Raw genomic sequence first — 17517 nt, 5'->3', positions numbered from 1 at the left:
GCAACGACGCACCACTCCAGAGAGAGGAAACTCGTTGCGCGCGAACACGCCGGACGCCGGCCACAGCTGGCGCCGCATCACCGCGATCGTCACCCCGATCGCCCTCGCCGTAGGCGGAATGCTCGCCCTCACCCCAGCCTCGGCCGAAGCCCTGACCGCTGCTCAGTCCACAGGTTCAGCCGCAGTGCACGCGTGCCCGAACACGGCCGCGCCCGGCAAGATGGCCTGCCAGGTCCTCAAGCGGACCGGGATCCACCCGATGCTGGACACCACCTCGCCGCAGGCCATCCCCTCGGGATACGGCTACGGCCCCTCGCAGCTCCAGTCGGCCTACAACATCGCCTCCGCCGCTGCCAGCAACGGCACCGGCGCGACCGTCGCCCTGGTCGACGCCTACGACGACCCGACGGCCGCCAGCGACCTGGCCGCCTACCGGTCCGCCGCCGGGCTGCCCGCGGCCAACTTCACCAAGGTCAACCAGACCGGCGCGACCTCGCCGCTCCCGCCCGAGGCCCCGTCCTCGGACGACTGGACCCTGGAGGAGTCCCTCGACCTCGACATGGTCTCGGCCACCTGCCCGAACTGCAAGATCGTCCTGGTCGAGGCGCAGGACGACTCCAGCGACGGCCTGTACATCGCGGAGAACACCGCCGCGAGCATGGCCGGCTACGTCTCCAACTCGTGGGGCGGGACCGAGGCGTCCTCCGACACCTCCCTGGACTCCGAGTACTTCGACCACCCCGGCACCGTCATCACCGCCTCCGCGGGTGACTCCGGCTACGGCGTGATCTACCCGGCGACCTCGCCCTACGTGGTCTCCGTCGGCGGCACCAGCCTCAGCACCGCGTCCAACTCCCGCGGCTGGACCGAGACCGTCTGGGGATCGAGCTCCGGCGGTGAGGGCACCGGATCCGGCTGCTCCGCCTACGAGCCCAAGCCGTCGTGGCAGGCCGACACCGGCTGCTCCAAGCGCACCGACAACGACATCGCGGCCGACGCCGACCCGAACACCGGCGTGGCCGTCTACGACACCTCCAACGGCAACGGCGGCTGGAACGAGGTCGGCGGCACCAGCGCCTCCTCCCCGATGATCGCCGCCATGTACGCGCTGGCAGGCAACGCGGGCAGCAACCCGGGCGAGGACCCCTACCAGCACACCAGCAACCTCTACCCGGTGACCAGCGGCGCCGACGGCTCGTGCAGCCCGGCCTACCTGTGCACCGGCGGCACCGGCTACAACGGCCCGGCGGGCTTCGGTACCCCTGACGGCCTGGCGGCCTTCGGCGGCAGCAGCACCACCGACACGGTGACGGTGACCAACCCCGGCAGCCAGACCGGCACGGTCGGCACCGCGGCGTCGCTGCAGATCGCGGCGTCCGACTCGGCCTCCGGTCAGACCCTGACCTACTCGGCCACCGGCCTCCCGGCCGGCCTGTCGATCAACGCCGGCACCGGCCTGATCTCCGGCACCCCGACCACCGCCGGAACCTCCTCGGTCACGGTCACCGCCAAGGACACCACCGGAGCCACCGGCAGCACCAGCTTCAGCTGGACCGTCAGCGCCAAGTCCGGCGGCAACACCGTGACCGTCACCGGCCCGGGCAACCAGACCGGCACCGTCGGCACCGCCGCCTCGCTGCAGATCAGCGCCAGCGACTCGGCCTCCGGCCAGACCCTGACCTACTCGGCCACCGGCCTCCCGGCCGGCCTGTCGATCAACGCCAGCACCGGCCTGATCTCCGGCACCCCGACCACCGCCGGAACCTCCTCGGTCACGGTCACCGCCAAGGACACCACCGGAGCCACCGGCAGCACCAGCTTCAGCTGGACCGTCAACTCCGCCACCAGCGGCTGCCCCTCCCCCGGCAACAAGGTCGGCAACGGGACCTTCGCCAGCGGCTCCACCGACTGGACGTCGAGCCCTGACGTCATCGGCGAGTGGGCGCCGAGCGAGCCCGCCTACACCGGCAACTACGCCGCCTGGCTCGACGGCTACGGGGCCAAGCACACCGACACGCTCTCCCAGTCGGTGACCATCCCCGCCGGCTGCTCGGCCACGCTGAACCTGTGGCTGCACATCGACAGCGCCCAGACCGGTACCACCAACGGCTCCTTCACGGTCAGCGTCGGCGGTACCGTCATCGGCACCTACACCAACCTCAACGCCGCCTCCGGCTACCAGGAACACAGCTTCAACGTCTCGTCCTACGCGGGCAAGACGGTGACCCTGCTGTTCACCGGCGTCGAGACCAACAGCAACCAGACCAGCTACGTGGTCGGCGAGGTCGCACTGAACGCCTCCTGATCCATCACGACCCTCCGGGTCGCTGACCGGCCATGGGCCCCGCCTGCCAAGGCGGGGCCCATGGTTGTGCCCGGTCCGGCGGCCACCGCGCGCACCGCCCCGGCGTGTCCCGGGAATCCCGATGTAGGGTGCCGAGATGGTGCGGGCCCGGCGGCGGACGGATGGAGCACGCCTGTTCGATCCGGCGGCGGTGGTTGCCGCCTGCGCGGGCTTCGCTCTGCTGGGTGCGCTCAATGCCTTCTACGGTCCGACCATCCCGGCCCTGCGCAGCCGCTTCGGCCTGACCCCTTCGGGGGCGGGGCTCGCGTTGAGCATGTTCTATGCGGGCGCCGTCTGCGGCGTACTCGTGGGCGGGTACGCCCGTCGGCGCGTCGGTAGCAGTCGGCTGCTGGTGGCCTCGTTCTCGCTGATGGCCCTGGGCGCGCTCGGATTCGCGCTCGCGCCCGGCTGGCCGTGCGCGCTCGCCGCGAGCCTGCTGAGCGGAATCGGCGCGGGCGGCATGGACTACGGTCTCAACGGGCTGTTCGCGGTCGGCTTCGGCGAGCGCAGTCCGGCCATGCTCGGCATCCTCAATGCGCACTACGGCTTGGGCGCAGTCGCCGGCCCGGTGGTCATCAGCCTGCTCGGAGCACGCCACTACCCCCTCGCCTTCTCCGGAGCGGCGGCGCTGCTGCTGCTCGCGGGCTGGTTCGTGCGAACGGTCCGCGAGGACGGAGCAGCAGGTGGCGGCAGCGGGGGCGACGGCGGGGCGCGGGTCGGCGACAGCACCCGAAGCCGCCGCGTCCTGCTCCCGATCGTCTTCGCCTTCCTCGCGCTCTACGCGCTCCAGGTCGCCGTCGAGACCGGCGTCGGCGCCTGGGAGCCCACCTATCTGCAACTGCTGGGCCGTGGCCCCGAGTTCGCCGCGAACGCAACATCCGGATTCTGGCTCATGCTCACGGTCGGGCGCTTCCTCGTCGCGCCGCTGACGCTGCGCTGGAGCGAGCCGGCGATTGTGACGGCGAGCTGTCTCGGGACGACGGTGTGCCTCGCACTCGCCTCGATACCGGCCCTCGCGCCGTACGCGCTGGCCGGGGCGGGCCTGTTCAACGCACCGGTGTTCCCGGTCGCGCTGCCCTGGCTGAATCGGGCCGCTCCCGGCATCCACTGGGCGGCCACGGGAGCCATCCTCACCGCGAACCTCGGCGGAGTCGCGGCCGGGCCGCTGCTGGGCCTGGGGATCGAGAGCTTCGGCGGCGACTCGGTGCCGTGGGCGCTGGTGGCGGTCTCCTGCGTCTGCCTCGGTCTGGCGGTCCGTCTGCGGCAGACGGCGCGAACGCCGAAGGTGCCACCGGCAGTCGGGTGAACTTCGCCGACACGCGGCGCCGTCCCGCGTCGCCGTCCACTCCTTCGGCTACGCCTACTACCTGATCATCCTCGGCATCGCGGTTGGTCTCACTCGGCCTCGTCGTGCTCCCGCTCGCGGGGGCCGGGGCCGCCCTGCTCGGGACCCGGCCCGCCGGCGCTCCGTCTCTGCCTGTGCGGCAACTGGCCCCGCCCGGACAGACGGTCCATCAGCACCCCGGCCAGGTAGAGCACCTGCCGTTCGGTCTCGGTGAGCTCGGCGAGCAGCGCCTCGCTGAGCCAGGCGTCGCGCGCCTCCATGTCCGCCGCGACGGCCAGCAGACCCGCGTGGGTGAGCCCGAGGAGGTACTGCCTGCGGTCCTGTTCGTCCCGCTCCCGGGTGATCAGGCCATCGCTCTCCAGCTCGGCGAAGGTGCGGGTCAGGGATTGCGGCTGGAGCCGCTCGGCCCAGGCGATCTCGCCCGGCGTGGCGGCGCCCCAGCGGCGGATGTGGCCGAGGACGGCGATCTTGGTCGGGCTCAGCGAATCGACCGGCCGCTCCAGCCGCAGGCGCCGGGCCAGCCGGCCGGCCCCGCGCCGGATCTGCGCGACCAGCTCGGGCGCCAGTTCGGGCGCCAGTTCGGGCGCCGGCTCGGGGACGGGCCCGGCAGTGGGCTCGGGCCCAGGTGCTGCGGGCGGGAAATCGTTCGCCATAATCGTACGCTAGCACGTAGCATTTTCCATCGACGGAACAGCGCAGTGGACGTTCATCGGCGGAACGGGGAGACGTGATGACCTCTGGATGGTACGCACTGCGTAACATCAGGCCGGTCGCAGTGCAGGTGGCCACGCTGCTGGCATGCTTCGGTTCCGGGCTGCTGCTCGACCACGTCGAGCAGCTCGGGCCCTCGATCGTCGTGCTGACCGTGGTCCTCGGGATGACGCTGGGCCGCACCCAGCGCACCGGCGACACCCGGCACCGGCTCCTCACCCTGGCGGTCCTGCCGGTCCTCTCCCTGGCGTGCACCGAGGTGGGGCGGCTGTTCGTCGAGCACCCGGACGTCGCGGACACCCTGTTCGTCGCCGCCCTCGCCACCGGCGTCTGGCTGCGGCGCTTCGGCCCCTGGGGCACACGGCTGGGCACGCTGATCGCGCTGCCCTTCCTCGCCCTGCTGATCACTCCGGTCCCGCAGCTCCCCGGCGCGATGCCCCCGGTCGGGCGCTCGATGCTCTGGGCCGCGGTCGCCTCGGTGGTGGCGTACTGCTGGGTCTGGCTCGCCCAGGCCCTGGCCGAGCGGATCGGATGGGTGCCGCCGCTGCCGCGCGGGACCCCTGCCGCTCCGCAGCCCCGCTCCTCCGCCCGCATTCCGGCGAGCACCCGGATGGCCGCGCAGCTGGGGCTGTCCCTGGCACTGGCCTTCGTCATCGGGCGGAGCTTCTTCGCGCCGCACTGGAGCTGGATCGTGATCACGGCGTTCGTCGTGAACAGCGGCAACCGGGGGCGCGGGGACGTGCTGTACAAGTCCCTGCAGCGCGTCGCGGGGGCGACCGTCGGCACCGTCGTCGCGACCCTGCTGGCCGGCCTGTTCCCGCCGCGCGACAACGTGGCGGTCGCCCTCATCCTGGTCGCGCTCGCGCTCGGCAGCTGGCTGCGGACCATCAACTACGCGTACTGGGCCGGCTGCGTCACCTCGGTGCTCTCGCTGCTCCAGGGCTACTTCGGCGAGACGCATGTCGGGCTCCTCGGCGAACGGCTCGCCCAGATCCTGATCGGCGGGGCGCTGGCGGTCCTGGTGGCCTGGTTCGTGCTCCCGGTCAGGAGCGCGGACGTGCTGCGCAAACGGCTCGCCGGGTGCCTGGCCGCGCTCCAGGAGGTACTGGCGGCAGTGGCCCGGCAGGAGCCGGAGGCACTGCGACGGCACGCGGGGGAATTCCGGGCGAGCCTGGTCCAGCTCGAACTGGTCGCACCCCCGACCCGGGCCCACGGACGACTGCACGCGCTCCGGCATTCGCTGCGCGGGACGACCGCCGACGCGGTCCCGGCGCACCGGGCGGACGCCCTGGAGGCGCTGCGGGCCTGCGGGCCGGCCGTCGAGGCGCTGGCGACCGAGGCCGAGAGTCCCGACAGCCCCGCCCTCGCCGCGATGGCACGGCTGCTCAAGGGCGTCTCCGGCAACGTCGCCGGGGCGCGGCGCCACCTCGGGCGGCGGGAGGGGGCCATCCACCGCCCGCTCAACTGGGCGGCCGCCGGAGACGGGCGGACGGCGCAGGCGCTACGGGAGATCGACACGGCGACCCGGGTCATAGCCGAGGTCTACGGCAGCACCCAACGCCAGCTGGAACACCCGCCGACGCAGTCGGTGGAAGCCTGACCGGGGCGCGACCCGGGTCAACGCGGATCAGCCGACCGGCGCGGCACGCGGTAGCGGAGGTGGACGATGCCCGAGCCGAAGGTGCGGGTCTCGACGAGTTCGAGATCCACCCGGCGCTCGTGCTGGGGAAAGAACGGAATGCCACCGCCGACCAGCACCGGGTGGACCCTGGGCCGGTACTCGTCGATCAGACCCGCTGCCGCCGCCTCTGCGGCGAGAGTCGCACCGCCGATCGCGATGTCGCCCTCCCCCGGCTCGGCCCGCAACCGCTCGATCTCCTCCGCGAGGCCGCCGGCGGCCAGCCGGGCAGTGCCCTGCACCGCCGACAGGGTGGTGGAGAACACCACCTTCGGCAACGGCTTCCAGAGCGCGGCCCATTCGAGCATCGAGTCGTCGAGCGACGGATCCTGGTCGGCGGTCTCCCAGTACAGCATCGTCTCGTACAGCCGTCGTCCCAACAGGTGGACGCCGACCTGGCGAATCTCGTCGGTGACGAAGCGGAAGACCTCCTCGTCGGGCTCCGTCCAGTCGAAGCGGCCGTCCGGCCCGACGATGTAGCCGTCGAGCGAGACACCCATCGAACAGGTAACGCTGCGCATCGGAAGCCCTCCTCGGTAACGGGATCCGGATCGGATTCAGGACCGACAGTACGACCACCGGATGCCGAGGACAGCACGGCTCGCGGGTGCCTCCGGTGCCGGTCCCGGTGGTCCGGGCACCGGAGGCGGAGTCACGGCCGAGGTCCCTGGGCGAGAGCGAGGGAATCCAGCGTCAGATTGCAGGCTGCGACGCAACAGCAGGCGATCGACAGGGCATTCGGCTCGGCTGCCGCGACGAGCAGCAGGAAGGCCAGGATGAGCAGGTCGAGGGCGATGGTGAAACCGGATACCCGGCGCCAGGCCGCCCAGCGACGAACGAGGGACCGTGCTTCGCCGAACATGACTTCTCCCCGGGTCGGGCGGTGGCGGCGGACGGCTCCGACGACCCTCGGGCCGCCCGCCACCAGCGGATCGAACGCGGATTACCTGCAGTATCCGCCGCTGTACTCACCGGAAAGGAGCCCGGGATATCCGATGGGCCACTTGAGCTTCACGCAGTGGTGACGCGAGTTGGCACCGGCTGCCTTCCACGCGACCCCGGCCGCATTGAGCGCGACCCACTTGGCGAGGAGCCCGGGTATGCCCGTCAGGGCGAATATGCCGGCTACCCCGTTGATGAAGCCGATGAACTGTGCTGCCCTCGTGGTCCTGGCAGTCTCGTTCTTGTTCAGGTGGATGGTTCCGCTGACCCAGCCGAACGTCCACTTGTACATTCCGGTGAGGTCGTAGCCGGTCACCGGATCCGCGGGGCAGGTGTACGCGTTCCCGTTTCCACCGGGAACCGGGTCCGTCTGCAGAAAGCGACCGGTGGTCGGGTGGAGGCCAGACCCGCATGCTCATCGGGACTTTGAAACGCCCATGGCGGACCTTCGGGCACCGTCCTTCGACGGCTCGACCCACAATTTGGCAGGCGAATTTGGGATTGTGAATTGCGGATTGGGTCAGTCGCCTGTCCCCGAGCGGTGGAGTTTCTTCTTCAGCCAGTCCGTGAACTGACTCCCCGTGACAACTGCATTAGTGACGTCAATGAAACGCATGATTGCAGAGAACGCGGCCGCAAGGATATCCATTAAGACTGCTCATTTCCTGATCTATTGCTGTGCTCGCTGCCAACGGCCGGGTGCGGAAAATTTGGCTGCCCGCACCCGGCTCGCTCTCCCCGTTAGGGTTGGACTAGTCGCAGGAGCCCCGGCCACGATAGCCAGTATACCGGCGGCAAATATTCTCTCGGTCCGTATACGTCAGTGCGCGGTTGTAGTCACGCATGTAGGAGTAGTTCCTGATCGCCTTCCGGCCGTAGTTGAGGGCGCTGGGAATTCCGGTGAGTGAGGAGTAGCAGCTCTTCTTGCCCCATATGCTGGCCCTGGCACAGGCCCGCAGGGTACGGGAGGGATTCCTGATCGCCCTGCCGACGAAGCGAATCTTTTTGACTGGGCTGACGACAGCAGCGGCTGCGCGGACGCCGTAGACCCAGTGCCGCACGTTGGGGTTGCGCCACTTCTGCTGGAACCAGGAGCCGCCCCACATGCGGCCGTCGAGGTCGAAGTGGTTGACGGGATCCCCGCCGCCGTACTCGTAGCCGTTGTCGCTGCCGCCCGGGACGGGGTCGACGCTCAGGAAACGTCCGGTCGCGGGGTTGTAGAGGCGGACGCCCATGAGGACGAGGCCGGTGGGGGTCTCAGCGGAGCGTTGTTTGGCGCCGAGCCAGCCGTAGCGGCTGGTGGGGGTGCCGATGGTGGGGTTGCCGTATTCGTCGGCCGACTGGGCGCCGGGATTCTTGGCGGTGTCCAGCGGGAGTTGGACGGTGGTGTCGCCGTGGATATTGGCGAGTTGCAGAACGGTGTTGCCAGTGGCGTCTGTGGTGGCGGCGAGGTCGCCGTCGATGCCGTGCACGTTGCGGGTCACAGTGCCGGTGGCGTCCTCGGTGGTCCAGGCGGGGCTGTCGCTGTCGCCGTTGTAGTGGTTGGCCTTGGTGGCGGTGGTGGTCCAGGTGCCGTTGGTGCTGCTTTCGGTGCTCCAGGCGGCGGGGCGGCCGGCCGGGTCGAGGGTCCAGGTCTGGCGGGTGGCGCCGTTGGTCTCGCGCTGGACGAGGTCGTTGGTGAAGTAGGCGAGTTGGCTGCCGTCGGCCTGGGCGATGGTGCGGCCGAAGGCGTCGTAGACGGTGGCGTTGGCGGTCTGCAGGCGGTCGGCGCTGTCGTAGGTGTAGTTGGTGCTGGTCGGGGTGCCGGCGGTTCCGTCGGGGTTGTCGACGGAAGTGGTCAGGGCGGTGCGGTTGGTGTCGGCGTCGAAGGTGTAGCCGCGCCGGGTGGTGGTGGTGCCCTGGGTGTCGCTGACGGCGGTGAGCCGGCCGGCGGCGTCGTAGGTGTTGGCCTGGTAGGCGGAGAGTCCGGTGTCGGCGGAGTGGGCGGCCTGCTGGCCGTGGACGGTGTAGCGGGCGTAGTCGCCGGTGACGGCGGTCCCGTTGCGGGTGTAGGCGCGGCCGGTGACCTGGCCGGTGGTGTCGTGGGCGATCAGCAGGTCGGTGCTGCCGGGCAGGTGCTCGGCGGTGAGCTGGCCGTCCGCGTCGTACTCGGCCCTGGTGGTGCCGGCGACCGAGTCGGTCTGCTCGACGACCTGTCCCTCGCTGTTGTAGGTGTAGCCGGTGGTGGAGAGGTTGTCGGTGACGGTGACCGGGCGGTCCAGTGCGTCGTAGGCGGTGCTGGTGGTGCCGCCGTTGCCGTCCGTGTACTGGATCTGGCGTCCGAGTGCGTCGTAGGTGTAGCCAACGGTCCTGCCGTCTGCGGTGACCGAGGTCTTGCTGCCGGTGGCCGGGTCGTAGGCGGTGGTGGTGTCCGCGACCGCGGTCCCGGTGCCGCCGGAGACGGCGACCTTGATCGGGCGTCCGGCGTTGTCGTAGGTGTCGGTGGTGGTGCGGGTGGTGCTGTTCGCGGTCTCGGTGACGGCGGCGGGGTTGCCGTAGCGGTCGTAGGTGGTGGTCTTGGTCGGGAGCTGGGTGGGGTTGCTGCCGCCGCTGGTGATGTCGGCCGCGGGTCCGGTGGAGCAGGTCAGGTCGGCCCATTCGGGGTGGCCCTGGCAGGTGCCGGTGCCGGTGGCGCTCCAGTAGGTGGTGCGGGTGGTCCCCGCGTCGTTCCCGGTGGACTTGGGCAGGGTGGTGGAGGTGACCCGGCCCTGGGCGTCGTACGTGGTGGTCTTGGTAATCTTGAGGCCGGCGGGGTCGTTGACCGTCTTGACGGGCAGGCCCTTGGCCCAGTCGTAGGCGGTGGTGCTGGTGTGCACGTCGCCGTCGGCGGGGTAGCCGTCGACCAGGGCACCGACCGAGGTGGTGGTGGTCTGGTTGACGGTGGTGGCGGTGCCGTCGGTGGGGCGGCCCTGGTCGTAGGCGTAGCGGGTGTGCTCGCGGGCGGGGGTGACCGCGCCGGCGGGCAGGTCGGTGCCGCCCGTGCCGGCCTTCAGCGGGGCGGCGAGGGTGACCTGGTGCAGTGGCCCGGTCTCCTCGAGCTTGCGCTGGCCGGTGACGGTGGGGTCGGTGTCCTTGTCGCTCCCGGCGTCCGCCGGTACGGCGGTGGTGTTGTAGGTGGTGACGGTGGACAGTGCGGTGGCCCGTTCGGCGGTGCTCTTCCCGTCGATGCCCAGGTCCCGTCGCTGGGCGGCCTGCCAGTCGGCAGTGCCCAGAGCCAGTTCGCGGTTGCCCGCGCTCAGCTCGCGCACGGTGTTGCCGTACTGGTCGTACTCGGTGGTGGTGATCCGGCCGCCGGGAGCGGCGGTGTTGACCTGGCGTCCGGAGGCGTCGGTGTAGGTGACGGTCGCGCGCTGGTAGTCGCTCTTGCCGAGTGCGCTGCCGTCGCTGCTCTTGGGTTCCTGGTCGGCGGGGAAGAGTGCGGTGGCGTCGCTGGGGGCATCGCTCTGGCTCCAGGCGGCGACATCTGTCGGCCCCATCGCGTTCGGTGCGTTCGCGCCGGCCAGCGGGACGTTGTAGACGACGGTGGTGCTCGCGGTGCCGTCGGTGTCGGTGGCCGAACCCTGCTTGAGCGCGGGTCGGGAGGCGGAGGTGAGCATTCCCTTGCCTGCGACAGGGCTGGTGCCGACCTGGGCGTAGTTGAAGGTCCAGGGCAGTTGGCCGGGGTCGGCCTGGGTGGTGACGCGTCCGTCGCTGTCGTAGGTGTAGCTGGTCTTGAGGTTGGGGGTGGTGCGGGGGTCCGAGGTCTCGCGCAGGCGGCCCTGGTCGTCGTAGGTGTAGTGGGCCAGGACCTTGACGCTGCCGGCGGTGGCGCCAGGCTCGGTGGTCCACAGCCGGATCTCCTTGACCTGCCCGGCAAAGTCGCCGAACGCGGTGGAGGTGCCGGTGGTGGTGACGGCGTACAGGTACTCCATCACCCGGCATCCGGTGGCGGGGGTGCCGGCGGCGGTGGTGGTCTGGCAGGTCGCGGCGTCCACGGCGCTGGTGGGCGCGATCATGTACTTGGGGTGGGCGACCTTGACGCCGTTCACGGTCACGGTCTGGTAGGTGACCGTGGTGGTGGAGTTCGAGGTCGGCAGGAAGGTGCTGGAGACCTGCCAGGTCGTCAGCGCTCCGTCGGACTTGGTGAACACCGTTGTCGTGCCGTCGTCGTCCTTCAGGGTGAAGGAACCGGCCAGCGAACCGGTCAGGGTCAGGGCCTCGGCGCCGGGCTCGGGCTTCCAACCACCGGAGGCGGCTGCGGTGAACCCGGTCTGGTTCCCGTCCTTGTCGACCAGCGCCACCGAGGTGAGCGAGGTCTTGCGGACGAAGGACCAGTCGGAGTCGGTGACCTCGGCTGTGGTACCGGCGGTCCACTGCGGGCCGAAGATCGACGCCTGCCCCTCCTGCTGTGATCCGTTGGCCGGGCGGCGCGAGGAGGCGCTGCGGGTGACGGTCATCCCGAACGCGGAGGCGTCGGTGGCGGACAGGGTGGCGTCGCCGGTGAGGGCGTTGACCGACGCGGGACCGGCCGTCAGGGCGGGCGCGGTGCCGGCGTCGCGGTCCAGGGTGACGGTCGCGACGGGCGAGCCGGCGGTGGCGGTGCCGTCGGTGAACAGCACCCGCAGGTCCACCGGGCTGTCCTCGGCCAGGGTGTCGGTGATGTTCCAGGTCAGCGGGGCCGGGGCGCCCCCGGTCACGGGGACCGGCCAGGCGGCGGGGGTGCTGCCGTCGGTGTTCCTGCGCACGTCCTTGGCGGGCACGTTGTGCCAGGTGTCGGTTTCGCCGAGTCGGTACTGGTAGGTCGCGCCGGTGTAGCCGGTCAGGCCCTGGGCGGTGAGGTTCACCCGGCGCGCGGGGCGGTCACCGGTGTTCGGCGAGGTCAGCGCCGCGCCGGCGCCGGCGTAGAAGACGTAGTAGGTGCCGGTGGCCAGGTTCCCGGCAGCGTCGTGGGTCTTGGCGATCAGGGTGTGCTTGCCGGCCTTGAACGTCAGGGTCCGGGTGAACGGTGCGCCGGTGGTCGCGGTCGAGGTCCAGGGGCCGTCGTCCAGCTGCATCGCCACGGTGGCCGCGTCCGTGGAGGGCGGGGTGAGGGTGAAGTCGCCGGTGAAGCTGCCGGAGGCGTCGGGGGTGCCCGACCAGGAGTTCGCGGTGAAGTCCTTGGAGGTGACTGTCGTGTTGGCGGGGGCGGTGGTGTCGACGGTCAGTGGCTGGGCGGCGGTCCAGGCGGAGTACTGGTTGCCGTCCCAGGCGCGGGCCTGCCAGGCGTAGGGGCCGTCGGCGAGTTTGGTGGTGCCGGTCCAGGGTGCGGCGGTGCCCGGGTTGACGAAGGCGCTGGAGCCGGAGGACTTGACGGTGGTGCCGGAGAGGATCTGGTAGTCCAGGCGGACGGTGTCGCTGTTGGCGTCGGTGGCGGACGCGGACAGGGTCGGGGTGGCGCCGGCCGTGTAGCCGGCGGTCGCGGTCGGGGCCGCGGTCAGGCCGGTGGGGGTGGCCGGGGGTGTGTCGTAGGTGATGGAGTAGGTCGGGTTGGCGGAGAAGCGGACCAGGTCGGTGGAGTCGGTCTCGGTGGCGTTGGCCAGTTCGAAGTCCCAGGTGCGGTAGCCGAGTTGGGCGACCAGCTGCATGCTGGCGGTGATGTCGAAGGACAGGGCCTGGTTGGGGCTCTGGCCGGTGGTGGTGAACGTCTTGGCGGCGTTGGGGCCGGGGTAGTTGGCGTTGCCCCGGCTGTCGTGGCAGGGCTGGTTGTTCCAGGTGGTGGTGGCGTCGATGCCGCAGGTGGAGAACGCGTTGACGGTGGTGGAGTTGGAGCCGGACGCGGCCGCGTAGGTGACCTTGGTGTTGAACGTCGCCGAGAGGATCCTGCTGTTGTAGATCTCGGCGGGGACGCTCAGTGCGTAGTAGGAGCGCTCGATGCCCTTGGGGGTGGAGAAGCCCTGGTAGCCCACGCCCAGTCCGGAGCCGGGTGCGGCGTCGTAGTTGGAGGTGGTCGGGTAGCCCTGCTGGACCTGCGCGTAGTGCAGGGTGGTGCCCGATGCCGGGTGGGGTACGAATGCCGGGTCGATGTAGAGCGGGAACACGGTGCCGGTGGCGGACAGCATGGACGCGTCCGGCGCCAGGTGCAGCCGCTGCCTGTCCAGTCGGACCTTCACCCGGCCCTGGTGGGCGTGCGAACCCGGGACCCGGGCACTGGAGCGGGTGGCGGGCGCGGTGTCGCGGGAGGCGACCTTGACCTTCTCGCTGCCGGCCGCGTTCGCGCCGCCGGACAGGCCGGGGGCCGCGGCGGGCGCCGGGGCCGGGCTGTCGGCGGCCGGGGCGGGTGCGGTGCTGGTGGCGGAGTCCCACATGACCGGGGCCGGGGAGGTGACCACCGTGCGGCCGCCGGGGTCCTTGACGCTCAGGTTCCCCCCGGCGTCGGCCGACAGGGTGCTGCCCTTGCTGGTCGAGGTCGCCAGCGCCAGGTCGGCCAGCGCCGGATCGGCGGCCGCCTCGGCGTTCTTGACGACCAGGGTCTCCTCCACCCCGCCCGACACCGTCGCGGTCAGCTGCAGGTCCACCCCCGAGGCCAGCACGTTCGGGTAGGTCGCGGTCGCCCCCGCCAGCACCGGCTCGGGCAGCGCAGCGGGCCACGACAGCGACAACTCCTTGCCGTCGACCGTCATCCGCGCCAGCGGACCGGTCCCGCCCCCGGAGAGCACCAGCGCCGACTCGGACCGCACCGGGGCCACGGTGCCCGGCCCCGACACCTTCAACGTCGCGTCCAGGGGCACCCACTGGCCGTCGCTCAGCACCCGCACCGGCTCCGCCGACGCCGACACCGTGAGCGTGCCGTCCGGGTTCGCGAACGTCTGCGACGCGTCGGTCCGCGCGTCCAGCACCTCGATCCGACGCTGCTGCAACCGCGCCGTCAACAGCGCGGACGCCCGATCCTGCGCCTCGGCCGGGCCGAGGCCCTTGGCATCGACGCCGGTTGACGCGGCAGCAGCTCTGCCGACGGCCACCGCCTGCCCGCTCGACTCGATCAGCACGGCGGCCTCCGCCGCCAGCAGGACCGCCGTCGCCGCGGCTATCGACCGCAGCCGACGCGCGCGGCCCCTTCCGGACACGTTCATGGAACTCCTCGTACAGGGCGGGCACCAAGCCCGCCATGCAAGAGATCTTCACATGTCTCTTACTTTACTCTTTCCTTATGCCCCGGGCCGGAGTTACCCATCCGTGATGATCTCCGTCGATGCAGGGCGAGGCCCGGGACAAGTGCACCCATATGTCGGAATTGACGTTCCCGCTGCCGGCGCCCGGCCAGGACGGACGGTGCGCCGGGAACCGGGAATCGTCATGACTTCGTGACAGCCAACGCACACGAAACTCCCGCGCCCAGGATCCGGGCGTCCCCGTCGTGCAGGCGGGCATCTCTCCGGCGTCGGGCGCGCCGAGCAACTGCCGAAGTGTCAGCTGCCGGTTGACGCTCAGCGGCAACAGCGCGGGCCGGCCGGCGGCGGGCACAGCACAACGCCTGCGCGCGGCGTCAGGATACGGTGCCGAGGTAGCGCCGCCCCTACCCGCGCGCTGCCGCACCGAGCACCGACCGAGGAGTCTCATGTCCGTGGTGATCCGACAGCCTGGCGTCGTCCTGACCGACCATCTCTTCCAGCTGCCGCTGGACCACGCGGCGCCGCAGGGCGAGAGGATCGAGGTCTACGCCCGCGAGGTGGTCGCGGCGGGCAAGGAGCACGCCGACCTGCCCTGGCTGCTCTACCTCCAGGGCGGCCCGGGCGGCCGGGCGGGCCGGCCGCTGGGCCGGGACAGCTGGCTGGACCGGGCCCTGGACGACTACCGGGTCCTGCTGCTCGACCAGCGCGGCACCGGGCGCTCGACCCCGGCGACCCGGCAGACCCTGCCGCTGCGCGGCAGCGCGGCCGAGCAGGCCGACTACCTCTCCTGCTTCCGGGCCGACTCGATCGTCCGCGACGCCGAGCTGATCCGGCGCCAACTGCTCGGCGAGCGGGGACAGTGGAGCCTGCTCGGGCAGAGCTTCGGCGGCTTCTGCACCCTCACCTACCTCTCGCTGGCCCCCGAGGGCGTGCGCGAGGCCATGGTCACCGGCGGACTGGCGGGGCTGCGCAGCAGCGCGGCCGACGTGTACCGGGCGGCCTACCCGCGGGTGGCCCGCAAGAATGCCGCGCACTACGCCCGCTACCCGCAGGACGTCGAGGCGGTGCGGCGGATCGCCGAGCACCTGTCCGCCTCGCCCGCGGAGCTGCCCGGTGGCGGACGGTTGACCGTGCGGGCGTTCCAGGCGCTCGGTCTGCTGCTCGGCTCGGGCAGCGGCTCGGACACCCTGCACTACCTGCTGGAGGACGCCTGGGTCCGGGGCAGCGCCGGGCCGGAGCTGTCCGACACCTTCCTGAGCGGCGCCCAGTCGAAGCTCTCGTTCGCCGAAGGCCCCCTCTACGCCGTGCTGCACGAGTCCATCTACGGCCAGCGGTCGGTGGACCCGGGCCCGACCGGCTGGGCGGCGGAGCAGGTCCGCTCGGAGTTCCCCGAGTTCGACGCCGCCCGGGCGCTGGCGAACGGCTCCCCGGTGCGCTTCACCGGAGAGATGATCTACCCCTGGATGTTCGAGACCGACCCGGCGCTGCGCCCCCTGCAGGAGACGGCGGAGCTGCTGGCCGAGCGCACGGGCTGGCCCGACCTCTACTCCGCCGACGCCCTGGCGGCCAACCAGGTCCCGGTGGCCGCCGCCGTCTACCACGACGACATGTACGTCGACGCCGCGGACTCCCTGGCGACCGCCGATGCGGTGCGCGGGCTGCGGACCTGGGTGACCAACGAATGGGAGCACGACGGCCTGCGCGCCAGCGGCAGCCAGGTCCTGGACCGGCTGATCGGCATGGTCCGCGGGGAGCTGTAGCAATCGGCGGGACGCGATCCAGGGGCGTGGTCCGCGCCGGGCGGCGACCGCGCGGACCACGCCCTCGGCGGATGACGAGCCGTCCGACCGGTTTTCCGGGGGAGCACCGACGTCTGCAGGTGACACTGTGATGCAGGTCACGGCCGATGGAGAACCTGCGGGCCGTCACCGCCGTCTGGCTGGTGTGAGATCACGCAGGAGAGCACTGGACGAGCTGGACGAGGAACGCCTCCTCCGGCTGGTGGCCAGAGGTGACCGTGGGGCGTTCGACGAGCTGTACCGTCGCACGTCGCCGTGGCTGGCGGTGCGGCTGCGCCGCCGCTGCGCGGACGAGCAGATCGTCGCCGAGGTCATGCAGGAGACCTATCTGGCGGTGTGGCGCGCGGCCGGCGCGTTCGCCGGGAGCGCGGTCGGCGGGTCCGCCGTCGGATGGCTGTGGACGATCGCGGCGCGCCGCCTCGTCGACGCGTTCCGACGCCGCGCCCACCACGCCGAACCGCCGGTCGCCGCCGCCGAGCGGGCGGTGGTGCCCGCGGCGGAGGACGAGGCGCTCGCCGGGACCGTCGGCGGCGACGTCGGCGACGCCCTGCGGCGACTGGCGCCGGAACTCCGAGAGGTACTGCAGGCCACGGTGCTCGACGGGCTCTCCGTCCGGGAGACCGCCGTGCTGCTCAGACTGCCCGAAGGCACGGTCAAGACCCGTGCCCGCCGGGCCAGGATCGCGATGCGGGAGGCGCTGGCATGAGCGGGGAACACGCGTCGAGGCGGTTGGTCGACGACTACGCACGTGGTGACGCGGAACTCGCCGCGGACACGGTGTGGGCGCTGGAGTCCCATCTGGAGACCTGCGCTCCGTGCCGGAGCCGACTGGCGGCCTCCGTGGCCGCCGGGGCGCCGGGCATCGTGGCGCTCCTCGACACCGTCCGGGCCGGTCTGGCGCCGCAGTTGGACAAGGCCGTCAGGGCGCCCGCGCGGCGGTACCGCCCGCGCTGGGTGTCGGCCTGGATGACCCCGGTCGTCCTCCCGTGGCTGGCCATGACCGTCACCGTGACCCTGCTGGCGCTGCTGCTGGCGGCGGCCGGGGCGCCGGCGTTCCTCGGAACGGCCCCGCCGGTGCTGCTGTTCGCGCCCGTGCTGCCGATGTGCGGTGTCGCCGCGGCGTGGTCGCGCGGGCTGGACCCGGCGTACGAACTGACGGCCTCCACGCCCCGGGCCGGTCTGCCCCTGCTGCTCCGGCGCACCGTCTCGGTGCTGGCCGTGGTACTGCCCGCGCTGCTGGTGGAGGGATGGCTGACCGGAGCCATGACGGCCGCTCAGTGGCTGCTGCCCTCGCTGGCCTTCACCTCCGTCGCCCTGGCCCTGGGCAGCGTGGTCGGCGTGACCCGCGCCGCCGCCGGACTGGTGGTCGGCTGGGGCCTCGTCGTCGCGGCGCCCGCGTGGGACACCGGCCGGGTCCCCCTCGTCCTGCAGCCGGACCGACTGCCCGTGTGGGGAGCCCTCCTCGCGCTCGGCATCGGCGCCGTGATCGCCCGCAGACGCTCGTACTCAGCGCTGTGAAACCACCGTCGACC

The 17517-nt window shown here is 71.6% G+C and carries 11 protein-coding genes; 6 read left to right on the top strand and 5 right to left on the bottom strand.

Features of this window, described 5'->3' with window-relative positions:
* Window positions 1-34: 34 nt before the first annotated feature.
* Together BS75_RS36890 and BS75_RS36885 are read left to right on the top strand one after the other, a co-directional pair.
* Window positions 35-2305, top strand: a complete 2271-nt coding sequence (locus BS75_RS36890; RefSeq protein ID WP_063776587.1) for a putative Ig domain-containing protein — start codon at window positions 35-37, stop codon at window positions 2303-2305.
* A gap of 136 nt (window positions 2306-2441) precedes the next feature.
* The gene (locus tag BS75_RS36885) at window positions 2442-3650 is read left to right on the top strand and encodes an MFS transporter (protein WP_174515041.1); all 1209 of its coding nucleotides are present in this window, start codon (window positions 2442-2444) and stop codon (window positions 3648-3650) included.
* Window positions 3651-3739: 89 nt separating this feature from the next.
* Here BS75_RS36885 and BS75_RS36880 read toward each other — a convergent pair whose 3' ends face one another.
* The gene (locus BS75_RS36880) at window positions 3740-4342 is read right to left on the bottom strand and encodes a MarR family transcriptional regulator (protein WP_063771442.1); all 603 of its coding nucleotides are present in this window, start codon (window positions 4340-4342) and stop codon (window positions 3740-3742) included.
* Window positions 4343-4419: 77 nt separating this feature from the next.
* Here BS75_RS36880 and BS75_RS36875 point away from each other — a divergent pair, with 77 nt between their 5' ends.
* Window positions 4420-6000: an FUSC family protein gene (locus tag BS75_RS36875; RefSeq protein WP_081982999.1), complete on the top strand. Its 1581-nt coding sequence runs from the start codon at window positions 4420-4422 to the stop codon at window positions 5998-6000.
* Between the two features lie 17 nt (window positions 6001-6017).
* On the opposite strand, the gene BS75_RS36870 is transcribed toward BS75_RS36875, so the two are convergent.
* The 4 genes from BS75_RS36870 to BS75_RS36855 all read right to left on the bottom strand — a co-directional run bounded on the left by BS75_RS36870 (window position 6018) and on the right by BS75_RS36855 (window position 14147).
* A complete protein-coding gene (locus tag BS75_RS36870) occupies window positions 6018-6599 on the bottom strand; it encodes a dihydrofolate reductase family protein (RefSeq protein WP_034091329.1) in 582 nt (193 codons plus the stop codon).
* A gap of 131 nt (window positions 6600-6730) precedes the next feature.
* Window positions 6731-6940 carry a hypothetical protein gene (locus tag BS75_RS36865; RefSeq protein WP_034091328.1) on the bottom strand — a complete coding sequence of 70 codons (210 nt, stop codon included), beginning with the start codon at window positions 6938-6940 and terminating at the stop codon, window positions 6731-6733.
* A gap of 81 nt (window positions 6941-7021) precedes the next feature.
* Window positions 7022-7336, bottom strand: a complete 315-nt coding sequence (locus tag BS75_RS36860; protein ID WP_034091327.1) for a hypothetical protein — start codon at window positions 7334-7336, stop codon at window positions 7022-7024.
* A gap of 436 nt (window positions 7337-7772) precedes the next feature.
* Window positions 7773-14147 (bottom strand): RHS repeat-associated core domain-containing protein, encoded by a 6375-nt coding sequence (locus BS75_RS36855; protein WP_042437416.1) that lies wholly within the window; start codon window positions 14145-14147, stop codon window positions 7773-7775.
* A gap of 485 nt (window positions 14148-14632) precedes the next feature.
* Here BS75_RS36855 and BS75_RS36850 point away from each other — a divergent pair, with 485 nt between their 5' ends.
* From BS75_RS36850 to BS75_RS36840, 3 genes are all read left to right on the top strand, one after another.
* Window positions 14633-15946 carry an alpha/beta fold hydrolase gene (locus BS75_RS36850; protein ID WP_034091326.1) on the top strand — a complete coding sequence of 438 codons (1314 nt, stop codon included), beginning with the start codon at window positions 14633-14635 and terminating at the stop codon, window positions 15944-15946.
* Between the two features lie 241 nt (window positions 15947-16187).
* Entirely contained in the window at window positions 16188-16691 is a 504-nt protein-coding gene (locus tag BS75_RS36845) for an RNA polymerase sigma factor (protein ID WP_152645738.1), read from the top strand.
* A complete protein-coding gene (locus BS75_RS36840) occupies window positions 16688-17503 on the top strand; it encodes a zf-HC2 domain-containing protein (protein ID WP_034091324.1) in 816 nt (271 codons plus the stop codon). The genes BS75_RS36845 and BS75_RS36840 overlap by 4 nt, the downstream gene beginning before the upstream one ends.
* The last annotated feature ends 14 nt before the right edge of the window (window positions 17504-17517 follow it).

It is taken from the genome of Streptacidiphilus albus JL83 (assembly GCF_000744705.1).
In the GTDB taxonomy this organism is placed as follows: domain Bacteria; phylum Actinomycetota; class Actinomycetes; order Streptomycetales; family Streptomycetaceae; genus Streptacidiphilus; species Streptacidiphilus albus.
Note: the sequence above shows the minus strand (reverse complement) of the source record. Positions and strands in the feature narration are given on the sequence as shown.